This window comes from Nocardia albiluteola (assembly GCF_018860155.1).
Taxonomy (GTDB): domain Bacteria; phylum Actinomycetota; class Actinomycetes; order Mycobacteriales; family Mycobacteriaceae; genus Nocardia; species Nocardia albiluteola.
The window spans coordinates 22,931-40,390 of the sequence record NZ_JAHKNI010000018.1; the positions used below are offsets into that span (position 1 = coordinate 22,931).

Annotated in this window: 10 protein-coding genes; 8 read left to right on the plus strand and 2 right to left on the minus strand. The window is 66.2% G+C overall.

Annotated elements, in window-relative coordinates; all coding sequences use genetic code 11:
* The first annotated feature begins 107 nt into the window (after nucleotides 1–107).
* The 5 genes from KO481_RS36460 (at nucleotide 108) to KO481_RS36480 (ending at nucleotide 7,114) form a co-directional block, all read left to right on the plus strand.
* The gene (locus KO481_RS36460) at nucleotides 108–3,362 is read left to right on the plus strand and encodes an ATP-binding protein (RefSeq protein WP_215923094.1); all 3,255 of its coding nucleotides are present in this window, start codon (nucleotides 108–110) and stop codon (nucleotides 3,360–3,362) included.
* Nucleotides 3,363–3,435: 73 nt separating this feature from the next.
* Nucleotides 3,436–3,873, plus strand: coding sequence for a DUF4267 domain-containing protein (locus tag KO481_RS36465; RefSeq protein ID WP_215923095.1), 438 nt, complete (start codon nucleotides 3,436–3,438; stop codon nucleotides 3,871–3,873).
* Between the two features lie 7 nt (nucleotides 3,874–3,880).
* Nucleotides 3,881–4,333 carry a DUF2871 domain-containing protein gene (locus KO481_RS36470; protein ID WP_215923096.1) on the plus strand — a complete coding sequence of 151 codons (453 nt, stop codon included), beginning with the start codon at nucleotides 3,881–3,883 and terminating at the stop codon, nucleotides 4,331–4,333.
* Nucleotides 4,330–5,781, plus strand: coding sequence for an amidase (locus tag KO481_RS36475; RefSeq protein WP_215923097.1), 1,452 nt, complete (start codon nucleotides 4,330–4,332; stop codon nucleotides 5,779–5,781). Before KO481_RS36470 ends, KO481_RS36475 begins: the two co-directional genes overlap by 4 nt.
* Nucleotides 5,782–5,806: 25 nt before the next feature.
* Nucleotides 5,807–7,114, plus strand: a complete 1,308-nt coding sequence (locus KO481_RS36480) for an FAD-binding oxidoreductase (protein WP_215923098.1) — start codon at nucleotides 5,807–5,809, stop codon at nucleotides 7,112–7,114.
* 105 nt (nucleotides 7,115–7,219) lie between these two features.
* Here the strand turns inward: KO481_RS36480 and KO481_RS36485 are convergent, their stop codons facing one another.
* Nucleotides 7,220–8,182 (minus strand): acyl-ACP desaturase, encoded by a 963-nt coding sequence (locus tag KO481_RS36485; RefSeq protein WP_215923099.1) that lies wholly within the window; start codon nucleotides 8,180–8,182, stop codon nucleotides 7,220–7,222.
* 344 nt (nucleotides 8,183–8,526) lie between these two features.
* Between KO481_RS36485 and KO481_RS36490 the strand changes: the two genes are divergently transcribed.
* A complete protein-coding gene (locus KO481_RS36490; protein WP_215923100.1) occupies nucleotides 8,527–10,908 on the plus strand; it encodes an ATP-binding cassette domain-containing protein in 2,382 nt (793 codons plus the stop codon).
* A 134-nt stretch (nucleotides 10,909–11,042) separates the two neighbouring features.
* A complete protein-coding gene (locus tag KO481_RS44145; protein ID WP_308166925.1) occupies nucleotides 11,043–11,447 on the plus strand; it encodes a restriction endonuclease in 405 nt (134 codons plus the stop codon).
* 476 nt (nucleotides 11,448–11,923) lie between these two features.
* Here KO481_RS44145 and KO481_RS36500 read toward each other — a convergent pair whose 3' ends face one another.
* Nucleotides 11,924–16,519 (minus strand): ATP-binding protein, encoded by a 4,596-nt coding sequence (locus tag KO481_RS36500; protein WP_215923102.1) that lies wholly within the window; start codon nucleotides 16,517–16,519, stop codon nucleotides 11,924–11,926.
* Between the two features lie 216 nt (nucleotides 16,520–16,735).
* Between KO481_RS36500 and KO481_RS36505 the strand changes: the two genes are divergently transcribed.
* Nucleotides 16,736–17,449 carry a tyrosine-type recombinase/integrase gene (locus tag KO481_RS36505; RefSeq protein ID WP_245402049.1) on the plus strand — a complete coding sequence of 238 codons (714 nt, stop codon included), beginning with the start codon at nucleotides 16,736–16,738 and terminating at the stop codon, nucleotides 17,447–17,449.
* The last annotated feature ends 11 nt before the right edge of the window (nucleotides 17,450–17,460 follow it).

Sequence of the window (17,460 nt, forward strand, 5' to 3'; positions counted from 1 at the left end):
GCCGGGCGAACCGATCTAAATGATAGCCGCTCGGCTGCGGTCCACCCACCACCCGGGTTGACGAGCTGTCCGGGATCACGCAGGATCGATCTAGAAATGGACGATTCATGCTGGTAGGGCTATTAGGTCCGGTGCTGCTGGAGTCAGCGGACGGGACGAGGACGGCGGTCGGCGGGCCGCGGGTGCGGGCATTGCTGGGGTTGCTGGCGCTCGAAGCCGGGCGGGTGGTGCCGGCGGCGCGGCTGATCGACGGGGTGTGGGGCGAGAATCCGCCCGCGGGGACCGGGAATGCGTTGCAGACCTTGGCGAGTCGGTTGCGCGCGGCGGCGCCGGGGACAGTGGTGAGCGACGGCGGCGGTTATGTGCTCCAGCTGGCGCCCGAGGATGTCGATGTGCATCTATTCACGCGCGGGGTCGAGGCGGGGCGGGCACTGCTCGCGGACGGGGAAGCGGATCGAGCCATCGAGTCCTTCGATGCCGCACTCGAGTTGTGGCGTGGGGAGCCGTTGGTCGATGTGGGGGAATCGGAGGTATTGCAAGCTGCAGCAGTGCGATTGACCGAGCAGCGGCTCGAGGCGGTCGAACTGCGGGCGGACGCCTACCGGGCGCTGGGCCGCGGCGGCGAGGTATTGCGTGAGCTGCGCACGGAAGTGACAGCCCATCCGTTCCGGGAGACACTCGCCGCGCGGCTGGTTCGCGCGCTGGCGGCGACGGGACGGAGATCCGAAGCGGTACAGGAGTTTCAGCGTATCGAGACCCTGCTGTGGGAGGAGCTCGGCACGGCGCCCGCCGAATTGCTGCGCTCGGCCCTGACCGAAACTCACACGAAAGCACCCCCCGATCCCGGTGCCGCCCTTGATACGGCGCCGGAATCGGAGCGCACGGGAAACGCGGTGGCACCCAAGACTGTCGAGACATCGACGGTATCCACGCCATTGCTGCGCAGGCCGTGCACCAGCTTCGTCGGACGCGGACGAGATGTGGACGGGGTGCGGCGGGCGTTGCGCGAGGCCCGACTGGTGACCCTGGTGGGGACCGGCGGCATGGGGAAGACCAGGCTGGCCGTCGAGACGATCGGGGCGCACGCCGCGGACTGGGCGGACGGTTACGCGTTCGCCGAGCTGGCCGGGCTCGAGCGGGAACGGGCCGACCGGCCGGCCACGAACGCCGTCGGAGTCGCGATAGCGAACGCGCTCTTCGGGTTCGAGCGACCCGACGAACTGTCCACGGAGTGGGCCGAAGTCCTGGAGCGCACGCTGTCCGGCCGCCGAATGCTGTTGGTACTCGACAACTGCGAGCATGTCGTGGAGGCGACCGCGCGCCTGATCGACGATCTGTTGCTGCGGCTGCCCCTGCTGCGGGTGCTCACCACGAGCCGGGAGCCGATCGGCGTGGAGGGCGAGCGGCTGTATCCGGTCCGGACCTTGGACCTGCCCGCGGCCGACGCGGATTTCCCGGCGGCCACCGCATCGCCCGCGGTCCGGCTGTTCATCGACCGCGCCGCCGTAGCACTCCCGGATTTCACAGTGTCCGAGAGCAATTCCGCGGATATCCGCGCCATCGTGCGCAGCCTGGACGGCATGCCGCTGGCCATCGAACTGGCCGCCGCCCGCCTGCGGACCCTGCCGCTGCCGGACCTCAGCGCGCGGCTCACCGATCGCTTCCGGCTGCTCACCAACAGCACTCGCCATGCGGTCCCGCGCCATCGCACCTTGCACGCGGCCGTCGCCTGGAGCTGGGAACTGCTCACGGCTGCGGAAGCCGCTGCGGCCCGGCATTTTTCGATATTCGCGGGCGGCGCGACCTTGGACGCCATCATCCGGGTGTGTGGTCCGGACGCCATCGACACGGTCACCTCACTGGTGACGAAGTCGTTGGTGGACTTCGATGGACAGCGCTACCGAATGGCCGAGACCATCCGGGCCTACGCGACCACGGAATTGACCGCGGCCGGCGAGGCGGACGAGGTCGCCCGCGTCCACGCCGACTGCTTCCTGGAACTCACCGACGCCGCCGCTCACGGATTGCGCACTGCCGCACAGCCCGATTGGCTCGCGCGCCTGATCGCCGAACACGGCAATTGCGAAACCGCGCTGCGCTGGGCGCTGGACGTCGGCGACGGTGAGCGTGCGGTTCGCCTGTACGCGAATCTCGTCTGGTATTGGCTGCTGCGCGGGTTGCATGGCGACATCTCCGAACGCCGCCGCGAGGTCCTTGCCGTGCTCGGCGACACACCGCCGCCGGGGTGCACCGGGGCCTATCTGGCCTGCCGGTACGCCGAGGAGCTGCCGGCGTACTTCACCAACATCTGGTGGGGCCAAATCCGGGAGAACACGGGGCAATTCGAGCGGCTGACCCGCGCGGCCCTCACCGAGGATCGGCTCCCGCACCCGATGTTCGTGCTCATACTGGCGCTGCGTGACCTGCTCGGCGACGACGACAGCCTGTTGACCGCGTGCACCACCTCCGACGATCCATGGCTACGCGGAAATGCGCTGATAGCAAAAGGTTTCGATGAACTCGGCGGCGACCATCCGGCCCGCGCCCTGCCCACCCTGGAGACGGCGCTGACCTGTCTGAGCGCGCACGGTGACACCCGGTCACACAGCCGCGCCCTGATCTCCCTGGCCAGCTACCGGACCCGAATGCTCGGTCTGGACAGCGCCCGCCCGCTGATCGCGAGCGCGCTGGAACTGCTCAGCGCCGACCTGGGCGCCGGTGAGCGGATGGGCGTGCTGCTCTTCGCGGCGGACATGCACCTGGTCGGCGGCGATACCGACTGTGCGGCAACCTATATCGACCGGGCCGAGGCCCTGATCACCCCGCACATCATCCCCGCGCCCGGGCGCTTCCTGGCGGCGACGCAGGCGCAACTGGCGCACCTGCGCGGCAACAACGACCGCGCGATGGAACTGTATCGGCGGATGTCCGAGCATCCGCTCCCCGCCGGCCCGCCACCCGCCGGACGCCACGATACCGTCCGCTTCGTGAACCTGGCCTTCGTGAGCACCGCGCACGCGGCGGCCCTGGTCGCGGCGGGCCGGCCGGACGACGCGCTGCGAGAGTTGGCCATGCCCCGCGATCTGGCCGCCCAGACCTCGGCGGCGCTGCTGGCCGAGGTCGGTATCGGTTACGCCCTGGTTGCGCTGGCGAAGGGCGCCCCGGGGCGTGCGGCCCGCATTCTCGGCGCCACCGACCGGATCAACCGGAGGGCCGGGGTGATCCGCATCGGCCCGTTCCGGCGGCGGGCGCTCGACCAGGCGGAAGCGGCGCTCGGGCCCGTGCGCCTGGGCGCGGAGTTCCTCGCGGGCGCCCGGCTTCCGGACGAGGCGGTGCTCGAACTGCTGCGCACAGTTCGCTGACAGCGACCGTCAGCGAACGGTACGGGCGGCACTGGATGCTCGGGACGCGTATCCCACCGATCCAGGAGTTCTCATGTCCGTTGATTCCAGCACGGAATCAGTTGTGTCCGTCCGTAGTTCTCGCAGTCTCGGTGACCGTCTCGGCACCGCCGGCGCCATTCTGGGCGCGGGGTTCATCATTTCCGTCGGCGGCGGCTATCTGCTGGCGCCGGAGAAGATGGCCGCCGGATTCGGCCTCCCCGCCTGGCCGAGCGGAGAGGCCGACGGCTTTCTCAACGTCAAGGGGGTCCGCGATGTCGTCACCGGCTTGATGATGCTGGTCCCCCTTGCGACCGGGCAGCGCCGCACCCTCGGTGCCACCATGCTGACCGTCGCCCTCATCCCGACCGGCGACATGCTCACCATCCTGGTGCGCCGCGGCTCCACCGCCACCGCGCTGAAGGTGCACGGCTTCACCGCCGCCCTCGTGGCCGCCTCCGGCGCGCTGCTGATGCGCCGCGAGAATCGGTGAGCGCCTTATGAAGACACTGGTCAATACGGCCCACATCTACATGATCATCGGCCTGATCTCCGGGCTCGCCTACCGCGAGGTCACCAAGGCCGAACATTTCACCGGGCAGACGGAGCTCAGTGTCGTGCACACCCACGTGCTGGCGCTGGGCATGCTGTTCTTCCTCATCGTGCTGGCCCTGGAGAAGCTGTTCACCCTCAGTGACCAGAAGAGCTTGTACGCCTGGTTCTTCTGGCTGTACAACGGCGGCCTGGCCATCACCATCGCGGTCATGACGCTGCACGGCACCCTCACCGTGCTGGGCAGCAGCACCGGTGAGGCGATCGCACTCTGCGCGGGTCTGGGCCACATCCTGCTGACCGCCGGGCTGATCGTCTTCTTCATCACCCTCGGCAAATCCATCAGCGACAGCGGAATACCGCGCACCGCAGCGGTATTTGCCGAACAGGAGGCATCGTGATCACCGGCCGGGACAGCGCGCTGTGGACGCGGGACGCGGTCTCGCTCGCGGCGCTGATCGCCGAGGGCACGGTTACCGCGGCCCAGGTCGTCGAGGCGCATCTCGAGCGCATCGAGCAGGTCGATTCCGAAATCGGCGCGCTCACAACGGTATTCGCCGAGATGGCGCGCGCGGAGGCGGCCGCAGCCGACCGCAGGGTGCCGACCGGGCCGCTGCACGGGGTTCCGGTCACCGTCAAGAACAACCTCGATGTCGCGGGCAGCCCAACCACCTGGGGCGTGGCGGCCCTCGGACAGGCGGTCGCGACAGCGGACGCACCCGCGGTGGCCGCGCTGCGGCGAGCCGGGGCGATCGTCATCGGGCGAACGAATATGCCGGACTTCGCCACTCGCTGGCACACCGACAGCGACGAGGCGGGCCCGACGGTGAATCCGTGGTACCCGACCCGCAGCCCGGGCGGTTCCAGCGGCGGTGACGCTGTCGCGGTAGCCGCGGGTATGACTCCCCTCGGCCTGGGCACCGACTTCGGCGGTTCGCTGCGGATACCCGCCGCATTCTGCGGAGTCGCCTCCCTGCGCACCACGCCCGGCCGGGTGGCGGTGGCCTCGAGCCTGCCCGGAGCCGCACCCGCACCGACGCACCAATTGTTCGCGGCGCCAGGGCCGTTGGCGCGCAGCGTGCGCGATCTGACGACCGCCTTCGAGGTCCTCGGCGACAGCGCCGACCCGCGCGATCCCGGATGGATTCCGGTGCGTGACGCGACCGATACCACCCTGCCTGCGGTCGCCGTCGCGCTCGGTGACGATATCGATCCGCAGGTACGGGCCGCGCTGCTCGCCTGCGCCGAGGTCCTCGAAAGCGCGGGATATCCGGTAGCCGAACTGGATCCGCCGCAATTGGGCGAGGTGGCGGCGGACTACGGCCGATTGGTCTCCACCGAGGTGGTGGTCCAGCGCCGCGAAGCCATGCGGCGAGTCGGCAGCGCCGGACTGAACACCTTCATGGACGCGGCGATCGCCCTGTTCCCGCCGCTGGATCTGGCGGGCTACATGACCGCGCTGGGTGAACGCCTCACCCGCCGTGCGGCCTGGTCCCGCTTCCTCGCGGAGCATCCGATCGTGCTCGGCCCGGTCTCGGACGAACTGCCCTGGCCGATCGACTACGACCTCGGCGGCACCGCACAAGTCGCGACCATGTATGCGGCGCACCGCCTCACGATCGCCGCCAACTACCTGGCCCTGCCCGCGGTCACGGTCCCCGCGGGCGTCTCGGCCGAGGGTCTTCCCATCGGGGTCCAGTTGATCACCGCCCCATTCGCCGAGCGCCGCGCGCTGACTGCCGCCGCCCATATCGAAGCGGCCTTTCCGATGCCCACACCCATCTCCCCTGCCACCGACCCGGCTACCGGGGCCCAGGCTCCGTCCAGTGCCTCCGACACGACACGGTGACCATTTTTTAGCGAAAGGAATCCAAATGTCCCACAACACATTGCGATCCGCCGTGCGCGGACGGGTACTGCTGCCGGGTGACAAGGAATTCGATACGGCACGGACGCCGTGGAATCTGAATATCGACCAGCCGGTCGCGGCCGTCGTGCACGTCGAGGACGCGGAGGATATGGCCGCCGTGGTCGGCTACGCGCGTGACGCGGGCCTGTCGGTGACCGCACAACCCAACGGACACGGCGCCTCCGGTGATACCGCAGGTACCATCCTGGTGCGAACTCGCCGGCTCGATCAGGCTGAGGTGGATCCGGCGCGGCGACGCGCCCGGGTCGGTGCGGGAGCCAGCTGGGGAGAGGTGCTGGCGGCCGCGGCCCCGCACGGTTTGACCGGACTGGCCGGAAGCTCACCGGTGGTCAGCGTTGTCGGCTATACCCTCGGCGGCGGAATGTCGTGGTTCGGCCGCAAATACGGTTGGGCGGCCGATAGCGTCCGGGCCTTCGACATCGTCGACGCCGACGGCCGTCAGGCCCGGGTCACCGCAGACTCCGACCCGGACCTGTTCTGGGCATTGCGTGGCGGCGGTGGAGATTTCGCACTGGTGACGGCAATGGAGTTCGATCTGTTCGCGGCTCCGGCTTTGTTCGGTGGCCTGATGGCCTGGCCGGCCGCGCAAACCGAGGCGGTCCGTGATGCCTTCCAGTACATCGTCGAGAACGCACCCGCCGAGCTCACGGTCTGGCTCCATCGGCTGGAGCTGCCGCAGTCTCCGCCGGTCATTGCGATCGCCGCCGCCTACCTGGGCGAATCGGCGCATGGGCGGGACCTGATGCGATGGCTCGACACGATCGACGGCAAGCTCGCGGACACGCGCCGAGAATTGTCCCCGGCCGAGTTGGGCGCCATCGTCAACGAGCCCACCGCCCCAGGCCCCGGACTGCTCCGAACCGAGCTGCTGACCGAGCTCGACGAGACCGCCGCCGAGATTCTGTTGCACGATCCGATCGATCCGATGATGGGTATCCAGCTCCGGCAGTTGGGAGGTGCGCTCGGCGAGCCGACCCGCGGCGCGGTTCCGTCGTTCGCGGAGCCCTACGCACTGTGTCTGCAGGCGATCGGCTCGGACCCCGACACGGTTGCGGCGGTACACGCCACTCAAAAGCGCATTATTGCCGATCTGGGCGCCCGGGTCAGTGGCCGCAAACCGTATACCGTTCTATCCGCCGGCGACAGTGTCGCAGAGGTTTTCGACACCGGCACCATAGACCGGCTGCGAAAAATCAAGCAGGCCCGCGACCCCCACGGCGTCTTCCGCGCCAACTTCCCAATCCCCCACTGACCCTTCGGTTTCGGCCCCGAGGCCAGAGGCCCGAAATCACTTGCCCTGCCGGCGATCACCGGCAGGGCAAGTGGCTGCGATCCGCTTCATCCGGTGGCGCTGTGGTTATCTAACAGCCTGGAATGCCTTCTCCGACTTGGCGGCTTCTCGGGCGAGAAGGCGGTCGCGCTGTTCTTCGAACCGGATCACGTCGCGTCCGAGTTTGTCGAGGTAGGTACCGAGTTCTTCGCGGCTTTGCTCGCCGCGCGCGGTGAAATCGTTGCGTTCGAAGACCTTCCAGATCTTGAGCACCGGCCGGAGGACCTCATCGAGGTGCTGACGCAGATCGTAGATGCCGTGTTTGACCATCAGCACGCCGTTTCGACGCCAGTTCGGCATGCCTGTGCCGGGCATCGCGAAATTTTTCACGACCTTGGTGATGGCTTCGATGGTTTGGTCGGGAGCCAGGTCGAACGCGGCTCCGGCGATGTTGCGGTAGAAGATCATGTGCAGGTTCTCGTCCGCGGCGATGCGTGCCAGCATGCGATCGGCGATCGGGTCGGCGCAGACGGCGCCGGTGGTGCGGTGGCTGACGCGGGTCGCGAGCTCCTGAAACGTCACGTACGCGACCTGGTCCAGCACACCGCCGAACTCCTCGGGTGCGTGGACGCCTCTGGTCAGATGGACCATCCGGTCGTTTTCGAGCGCTATCGGATCGACGCTGCGGGTGACGATCAGATAGTCGCGCATGGCAATGGCGTGTCGATTTTCTTCGGCGGTCCAGCGGCCCACCCACGTGCCCCAGGCACCATCGGTGGAGAAGTTCTGGGCGATGGTGCGGTGGTAGGAGGGCAAATTGTCCTCGGTGAGCAGATTGGTGATCATCGCGATCTTCGCGACCTCGGACAGCCGGGATTGGTCCGGGTCCCAATCGGTTCCGCCCAGCGCGGCGAAGTTGCGGCCCTGATCCCAGGGCACGTAGTCGTGCGGATACCAGTCCTTGGCGATCAGCAGGTGCCGGTCGATATTCTCGCCGACCACCGGCTCCAATGCGGTCAAAAGCTCGAGCTGCGTCAAATCTGTCGCCATGCAACGCCCTCCATAGTGTGTGAGAACAACTGCAGTCGTTTCCTGGATGCGGCTACCGGGAGCAGCCGGCCGAACTTCCGGTGTCGATAGCGCCGCCTCGGTTCAGGTGCCGCAGACAAGGTGATTCCGACGACGGTGTCGGGAGTATAGCGTCCGGATCACCCTGGTGGATAAGCTCGACTGGCCTCGCAGCCCTTCTGATGTGGGCGTTTTGTCCGATGATGACGGACATCGGTACCCTTCCAGATCGACGGCACATGGCAATATTTTGGCAACCATCGGTTGGTAGCATCGACGTCCAGTGCCATGCCGAGCCCACCTCGCGACCGGATCGGAGTGCTGTGATGGTGGATTCATTCGTCCGGGTTCGCGGGGCCCGAGTGCACAACCTGCGCGATGTCGAGGTGGCGATCCCGCGAGATGCCCTGGTGGCCTTCACCGGCGTCTCGGGTTCGGGCAAGTCGTCGCTCGCGTTCGGCACCCTGTACGCGGAATCGCAACGGAGGTACCTGGAATCGGTGGCACCGTACGCCCGTCGATTGCTCCACCAGGTACCCGCTCCGGAGGTGGACGACATCACCGGTTTGCCGCCGACGGTGGCGCTCGCGCAGCGGCGGTCCGCACCGTCGTCGCGATCGACGGTCGGCACGGTGACCGCGATCTCGAACTCGCTGCGGATGCTGATGTCCCGCGAGGGCGACTACCCACCCGGACCGGCCCGCGAGGGTCCGGGCCACTATCCGGCCGGCACCAATCGGCTGTATTCGGATGCCTTCTCGCCGAACACGATCGAGGGCGCGTGCCCGCGCTGCCACGGGCAGGGCGTGGTTCACGAGGCGACCGAATCGTCGATGGTCCCGGATCAGTCGCGCAGTATCCGAGACGGAGCCGTCGCGTCCTGGCCCGGCGCGTGGCAGGGCAAGAACCTCCGCGACATCCTGGCCGCCCTGGGCTACGACATCGACCGGCCCTGGCGGGATCTGCCTGCCGCGGAACGGAATTGGATCCTGTTCACCGACGAGCAGCCGGTGGTGACCGTGCACCCCGAGCGGGAGGCCCACCGGATCCAGCGGCCCTACCAGGGGACCTACTCCAGTGCCCGGCGGATACTGCTTCGTTCCTATGCGGAGTCCAAGAGCGAGGCCACCCGCCGACGGGCCGCGGAGTTCCTGCACACCACGGTCTGCCCAGTGTGTGCCGGTCGGCGCTTGAAACCGGAAGCGCTGGCGGTGACCTTCGCCGGGTACAACATCATCGAACTGGCGGCGCTGCCGTTGCGCGAGCTGGCGGCGGTCCTGCGCCCGTACCGGGAGGGCACCGGGGCGGCCGCGGTGTTGACCGAGGATCTGACGAGCCGGATCGATGTCCTGATCGAACTCGGGCTCGGCTATCTGAGCGTCGATCGGGAGAGCCCGACCCTGTCCGCGGGCGAGCTGCAGCGCCTGCGCCTCGGAACGCAGTTGCGGTCCGGATTGTTCGGTGTCGTCTACATTCTCGACGAACCCTCGGCGGGGCTGCATCCCGCGGACACCGCGGCGCTGTCCACCGTGCTGGGCCGGCTGAAGACGTCCGGCAACAGCGTCTTCCTCGTCGAGCACGACCTGGATGTGGTGCGCACCGCCGACTGGGTGGTCGACGTGGGACCGGGCGCCGGCGTGCACGGCGGCCGGGTGCTGTACAGCGGTGCGGTCGACGGCCTGCGCGAGGTGACCGAATCCGTCACGCGCCCATACCTGTTCGGCGACATCGCGCGTCCGCGCCGTCCGTCGCGGACGGCCACCGGAACCTTGCCGCTGCGCGACGTGACGAGCCACAACCTGACCGGGGTCGACGTCGACATCCCGCTCGGGGTCTTCACGGCGATCACCGGCGTCTCCGGGTCCGGCAAATCCACTCTGTTGCATGCGATTTCGTCCGGCGCCCCACAGGATCCGGCAGTCACCCGGGTGGTGGACGTCGACCAGCAGCCGATCGGCCGCACCCCACGATCGAATCTCGCCACCTACACCGGATTGTTCGACGTCGTCCGAAAACTGTTCGCCGGCACCGACATCGCGCGGGCACGCGACTACGGCGTGAGCCGGTTCTCGTTCAACGTCCCCGGCGGACGCTGCCCCACCTGCGAGGGCGAGGGCTACATCACCGTCGAACTGCTCTTCCTGCCCAGCACCGAGAGTCCCTGCCCCGAATGTCACGGCGCCCGATACAACGCCGAGACGCTCGAGGTCGTCTACCGGGACAGCACGATCGCCGAGGTGCTGGACCTGCCGGTCGACCGAGCCCTCGACTTCCTCGGTGACGTCCCCGCGGCGGCACGCGCCCTGCGGACCCTGGCCGACGTCGGCCTGGGTTACCTGCGACTCGGTCAACCCGCCACCGAACTGTCGGGCGGAGAAGCACAACGGGTGAAACTGGCCACCGAACTCCAGCGCGTACGCCGCGCCGGAACGATCTACCTGCTCGACGAACCCACCACCGGCCTGCATCCCGCCGACACCGATGTCCTGCTCACCCAGCTGAACGCACTGGTCGACGGCGGAGCCACCGTCGTGGTGGTCGAGCACGACCTGACGGTCGTCGCGCAGGCCGATTACGTCATCGATTTGGGGCCCGGTGGCGGTACCGACGGCGGCCGGATCGTCGTACAGGGCACACCTGATCGAGTTGCGGCCGATCGCACCGGCCGGACCGCACCGTACCTCCGCGCGCACCTCGTCGGCGGGTAGTGCGTCGGCAACCGGCCGGGTCGCCGCCACGCCATCATCACTGCAGCATCGGCGACAGTGGCTGTGCAGCATCGGTTCGACGCTGGTCGCTCAGTTGTCCTGCGGGAAGCCGGGGTTGCTGTTCCGACGTGCGGGTGGTCGGCGGTGCGGGCGATCTGGGCGCGGACGTGATCGCCCGGGCACCGGACGGCCGTCGGATCATGTTGCAGGCCAAAAGATATCGCAACGACCGCAGCGTGGGCAGCCAGGATGTTTCGGGATCCTCGATCCGCTACGACCTCGGCAACGAGCACCCACTGGTCGGCCGCGACACCCCGGACTTTCGCCTGGAGGACGGCACCCGCCTCGGCGACCAGGCTCGCGGCCCGCAGCGATGGCCCCGATCATCTCCACGGCCTTGGGGTCACGCAGGATCGGCCGGGCTCTGCCGGTTTCGGTGGCGCGGCCGTAGAGCGGAATCAGCGGCGTCTCCTGAACTTCGCCCAGATCGACGGCATCGATGGCCATACCAACTCCTTAATGACAAACGTTTTCAATAAAGATAGCCCGGATATGCCCGCACCGCGACATGGTGCGCCGGCACCGTGACCGAATTTATGCAGCGTCCCAGCACGTTCGACAGCAGCCGCCTCGTCCATGTCCGTATTGGCGCGCGAAGCTGCCCTGAAGGTCTCGACACCGCAACTCGGTTCGCGTTTCGCCGCTCCTTGACCGTGCGGGCGTCATGACCCGCTCCCGTCCCCGACAAGCCACGCCGACGCATCGACACCCTATGGCGACGCAAGATCTCGCTGACCGTCCGCCGCTCGATCCCGAACCGAACCCCCAACTGATACACCATCGCTCCACCCTCGTAACCGGCGATCAGCTCTGGGGCCTGACCATCATCGAGACGACGAACCCGCCCATCAGCACCCACCGAATTGATCCGGAGTTCGGGGACGGCGGCCACCGGATGGTTCGGATTGATTATCAGCTTCGTCAGCGCTTCCGATGGCTGGCGAATCTCCCGCGGCTACTCAGCTGCAAGTTGCAGGGGCATGGCCTCGGGGTTGCCGCGCTCGACCATCGTGTCGACGATCCGCAGGAAGACCTTCATCCGCGATGACTGCGGTTCAATGGCTGGACGAAGATCGGTGAGCCAGACGGCGAGTGCTCGGGACCAGCCGGCACCACCGTATTCGCCGTCAAGCAGCCGCTCGACGTGATCGAGTCCGGCGGTAATTTGCCAGGCGACAGCCGTCGTTCGCGCGAAGCGGACAAACCGATCCATCGCATCCAATTGTCCGGCGACGAACGGAATCCAGCGTTCGATCAGACCGTCAATCGCTGCGGGACTGATCCACTCCGCGGTGGCCTCTGCGACGATTTCGTCGGGGTGTCGCCTATCCGGCTGGAACATGACGGCTAAGGCGAACTCATGAACCGCACTCAGCCGCGCGGTAGTCGGCGCAGGCAATAGATATTCCAACCGGTCGTTGGGTTCCGGCTGACGGTTGTCCAGCACAAGGGTCATTACCGAAGGCCAAATTGACGGCAAGGCTCGCCGAGCGTCCGCGTGGTGCGTAGCGTGCCAGGTCAACCCGTACAGCAGGCCACTCAGAGCCGCGGGACTGCCCGCGAACGCCTCCAGCTGCCGACGTAGGGGGTCGAAATCGCCTTTGGCCGCACGATCGAACAGGAGCCGCGGAATATGCTTGTCCGAGTTTTCCGGATCGGCGTGGCTCATTGGCCGTTTGCTCTCCCCGACCATGCACGAACGATAGACCGCCAGCAAGGGCTCGAAGAGCGTTGTTGCTTCTTCATTTACGCAGCATGTGCTCGCGGAAGCCTCGGCGCACGCCACGATCGGACCGACAAGGGCGTGCCGATTCGGTCGTTCAAGGGTCGACAGCAGCTCACGGACGCCGACATGGGGATCGATTTGTTGCCCATAGCCGGGCGCGTTGTAGCGCAGCCAGGTTTCGACCGCAGACCATGCGATGTCATGACGGCATCGACCTGACTGTGGGAACGCGCGACACGGCGCAGCCCAGACGGCCGATGCGCCCCCCGATGCCAGCGCACTCCCAAAGCCGCTCAGCAACTCGGTCGCGAGGTGTAGGAACGCGCCGGCCAGCTGGTCTCCGCTGATGTTGAGTTGGTCATACCGGGGAGCTAGGAGAGTGAGCAGGCCGTTTCCTGTGTCCGGATTGCCGCTCAGATATCGTCCGACGCGCTCCATTTCGTCGCCAGTGGAACGGCAGCCCTCGACGAAGATGGCGACTGCCCACTGCATGTCTTCTTCACTGAGAGAGGTAGCTCCAGCGCTGAAAGCGGTGATGGCGGCCAGACTGATGCTTTCCGCCGTGCGCCTCGCCGAACGGTCCTGGTCATAAGGTGCGATGGTAGCCAAGCGCCGGATAGCCGACAGATCCGCCGCCAGCTCCGTATGCGTCGGGACCTTGTCGTCGCGCAGCTTCAGGTCGTATTTGAACTCCAACTCGTGAAATCTTCGTACCGGTGCCTCATCCGGGCAGGTCTCGTCCGGTATGGGTTCGGGTTCTGCAGGCGGCTGATAGTCGATGCCGACGACGGTGCCGTCCTGCGTTTGGAGGTGATAGTTGGCACTCTCGAACAGCATTGACCATCGCCGACCGCGCTCGGCCACGCCGCCGCCGATGGCCTGACTTCGGCGTGCCAGCTCGGTGCCGATGCCTGCCAGCAATGCGATGTACTCGTCTGAACCCGCGGACAATGCGGCTGCCATCAGCGTCGCTGCCGCACTTGACAGCCAATAGCGCTCCTGTGGCTGCGACCTCCATTCAGGGACCTCGGTCCCCGCGTGAAGCCGTTCGCAATAGCTGTAACTCTGCCATTCCAGTTCCCAGACTTCGGGTTGCGTGAGCCAGCAGTCGAGTTCGTCTTCAACCTTGTCGATGTGCTCGATGAGCAGTGTGACGACTAGTGCAGGCATCGCAAGGTTCGTACAGTCGTGCAACATCAGTTCCACGATCTCGGCGACCGAAGGGCCCGGAGCGTTCAAGAAGCTGCTGACATGTCGCTCTAGCGCGGATAACGCTGAGACGGCAGGCATATCCATTGAGGAGAACGGGTGACCACCCCAACGCCAGTTCCAGACAAGATAATTGCCGTGACAGTAGCGGCGTGAACCGTCTGGAAATTCCAGCTCAATGCCCCTGGAACTTCGACCCACCCTACTGGCGGAGCTTTCAGCGCGCCGATTGAGTATTGATTGAATGGTGCTAAACGCAACCGATGGAATGGTCTCGAGTAGCACGGCGAACGGCCCGAGGTCAGGATCGGGCGCGGCCTTACGCTCAATTAGCTTTCCTGCGTCCTTATGATCGCCGCCATTGCCATAATATAGTATAGCCAAGTCGGCTAAGAGTTTCGGATTATATTGCGCCAGAGATGAAATCGACCAGTGATGTTCGACCGCTGGTTGCAGGGACGAGCTGCTCCGCCCATCGCAGCCGCGCAGGAATCTCTCGGTGCGAGAGTCCAGATCCGAGCCCAGCAGGGAAAGGGCTTCGATCAAGAATGGGCTGATCGCGCCGAATGTGTACTTACGCTTGCTGTCCTGTTCGGCGTCGGCCAAGGCCGCATCTCGCACCCGCGCGCGAAGCGGCGTCCGACCGGTACCGTGATGGACGAGTCCACGCAGCCAGGCGAGGACAACCCGCTCGACTGCGCCATCGGGCCGGAGGTGCGTTTTTCGAGAGTCCAGGGGAGGCCGGACATACGCGAACTCGACGAGCGGTGCCAGAACAGCTGGGTCGCCGACCCCGGCCCGGGTATGCCGATGGAAGGCCAAGCGGAGAAGATCATCGCGGTACTGTTCGGTCGCTGTCGGCCAGATTTCTGCGTGAACCTGCGGCGCTGCCCCATGTGTCATGAGCGCCTCCAGCGGCAACTCTGCCCAGCGGTAGCCGAATTCCATTGCTAAATCACGGAACACGCCATTCATGCGGATGCTCTCGGCAGCTATATCGTGACTCGCTCCCGACAGCCGAGCCTGACAGGCAAGACGTGTCGCCCGCAGCGCCCAGCGGGGCGCCCCGGCTGCTCGAAGTACTGCCCACCCCTCGATGAGCAGGAGCTTGGCGGTTGCGAGATCGCGGAGGAGGTCTCCGCTGAACTCCTCGCCCGAGTTCCATGCGGATTGTGCGTCGGACGCGAGCAATAGGCCATCCGACCGCAACGACGGCAATGCCGAAACCTCTAGGCTCGATAGCATCGGCGTGTCGGGAAGAAGGCGTCTTCGGGCCATCATGACCAAAGCGTGCTCTCGGGCATCCGGGCACGGCGCCGTGGGCCGTCGCACGATGCCACGCCATACAGCGGCAAAAACGTCAGCTTCCGAAAGAATTCGGTCCGGCAATGCGGCGCTGCCGATGCGCAGAAGCAAGTCCACCAGTCCGAGACGACCGAAGACCCATGCTGTGGATTCGGACATCAGGCGCTGCAATGACGTGAACTTCGTTGTCAATTGGCTTCGTTCTGCCTCCGACAGCGCTGGAAACTCATATTCGACCAAAGCTGTCGCAGTTTCCACCGCTCGCCGCGCTTGGGCGACGCTGTCCCGGATAGTCACCCCAGCATCGGAACGCGCGACAATGGCGACACCGAAATCAGCGCGGAGCGCCGCAACGACGAGCTGGGTGAGCAGGTCGAACCGCCCTTCCTGGGCCGCCTCTGCACCGTCGATGACGGTCAGCGCCACAGCACCCGTTCGGGCATGCCGCAGAGCTTCGGAATACCCTCGCCCCAAGGAAGACTCGAGCTCAACCAGAGTCGGGGGGAGGTGGTAAAGGCTGAATGCCGGAACGAAATTACCTTGATTGCGCAGCGTTTCGGCGATGCGCAGGGTCATCGCCGACTTGCCGACATCGGGTTCCCCGACGACGAGCGCGATCCCCGCACCTGTGCCCGCGTCCGTGAGCGTCGACAGCAGCGTGTCGAAGACCTCCTCGCGGACGATTTGAAAGCTGCCTTCGGGACCCGTTATGTCGTGGCCCGTGCGATCGCGTACCCGCGCGGTGAGCCGGTTCAGTTGGTCTGTTGCGGGCGAGACCGGCTGTTCGATCAAGCCCGCATGCGCCCCGACCCACGCCGCATCGGCCCCCGCCAGCATGTCCATGTAGGCGACTTTGAGTTCGGCAGGTGCAGCGTCGACGCGGGCGTCAATGCAGTCACGCCATTCGCACCGCATTGGGATGCCGAACCGTTGCGAATGGGCTTCCAACTCCTTGTTCAAGGAGTCCATCGATCCGGATCCTGGGGCTGAGGTTCCGGAAACCGTTGTCATCAGGACGTATTCACGTGCTCCGGCAGCGACCAGGGCGCGGATGTTCTTCGCCTCGCCTGCTATCGCTCGGTTCAGCCAAACCACCGGATTGCGTGGTTGACGTTTCGCCCATTTCACTTGGTAGATAATGCCGAGCCGATCCAAAGTAACGTCCCGTCCACCGTCCGATTCGCCGATCGGGTAGCAGGTGACGTCTGGGTTGCTGTGCTTGAGCAGCGCGCCGCACAGCTGCTGGAATCGAGCCGGACCCACGCGCTCGTAGAGATACCGACCGGACAGTGCGAGTTGCTCGTCGGCCAATTGCCCCCCTCCATGTCCAACCCTGTGGCCCAGCAGATCATAGAGCGAGCATCCGACATCGACCCGTCGGTTGGGCCATCCAACCCGGATCAACCCTCACCTACCGCGACGCGTTATCGTCCCTGTGGTTGCTGCGCGCGGTGCTGGAGCGGGCGCCGTTCGATCCGGCCTTCGCTACGCGGCCGGACAGCAATCCATAGCGATGAAGCCGCACAGATGTCGTTGTCGTCCAAGAATGCGGCCGATATCGAGCGGTTACTGGTCATCAACCCCGAACTCGCCGACGTCCTGTCCGCCATCATCGCGAAGATCCGTCAATCCGACGGAATGGTGCCATTGGTCCCGTTCTACGACGAAGGCGAAAAGGGCTGGGGCGCACCATCATCGCTGCTGTTTCGGTGGGTCTACGGCGGGATTGAGGCATCAGCGATCTCCGCCGGCGCGATCCGCCGTGCCATCAGGGAAATTCTCGCGGACATCGATCTGCTCGACACCGACGGACAGCCGCTCTATTTCGTGCCGCACGACCTGCGAAGGATCTTCACCACCGAGGCCATTCTCAATGGCATGCCGCCACACATCGCACAAATACTGTTGGGCCGCAACGACATCAATACCACCATGGGGTACAAGACCGTTTATCCCGAGGAAGCGATCAGCGGTCACCGCGCGTTCATCGCCCGCCGCCGCCCACTGCGCCAGACCGAGGAATACCGAACCCCGACCGACGCCGAATGGGACGAGTTTCTCGAGCACTTCGAGCGTCGCAAGGTTGCTCTCGGCGAATGCGGCAGAGCGGCGAATGCGGCAGAGCTTGGGGCTCGAGCTGTCCGTAACGGCCGCATAGCCGACCTCACGCAGCGGCCGGGCGGCCGGCTGCCAGGCCCAGCCTCCCTGCCAGGCCCCGGGGACGAGGACGAAGGTGGGTGACACCGTGAGGG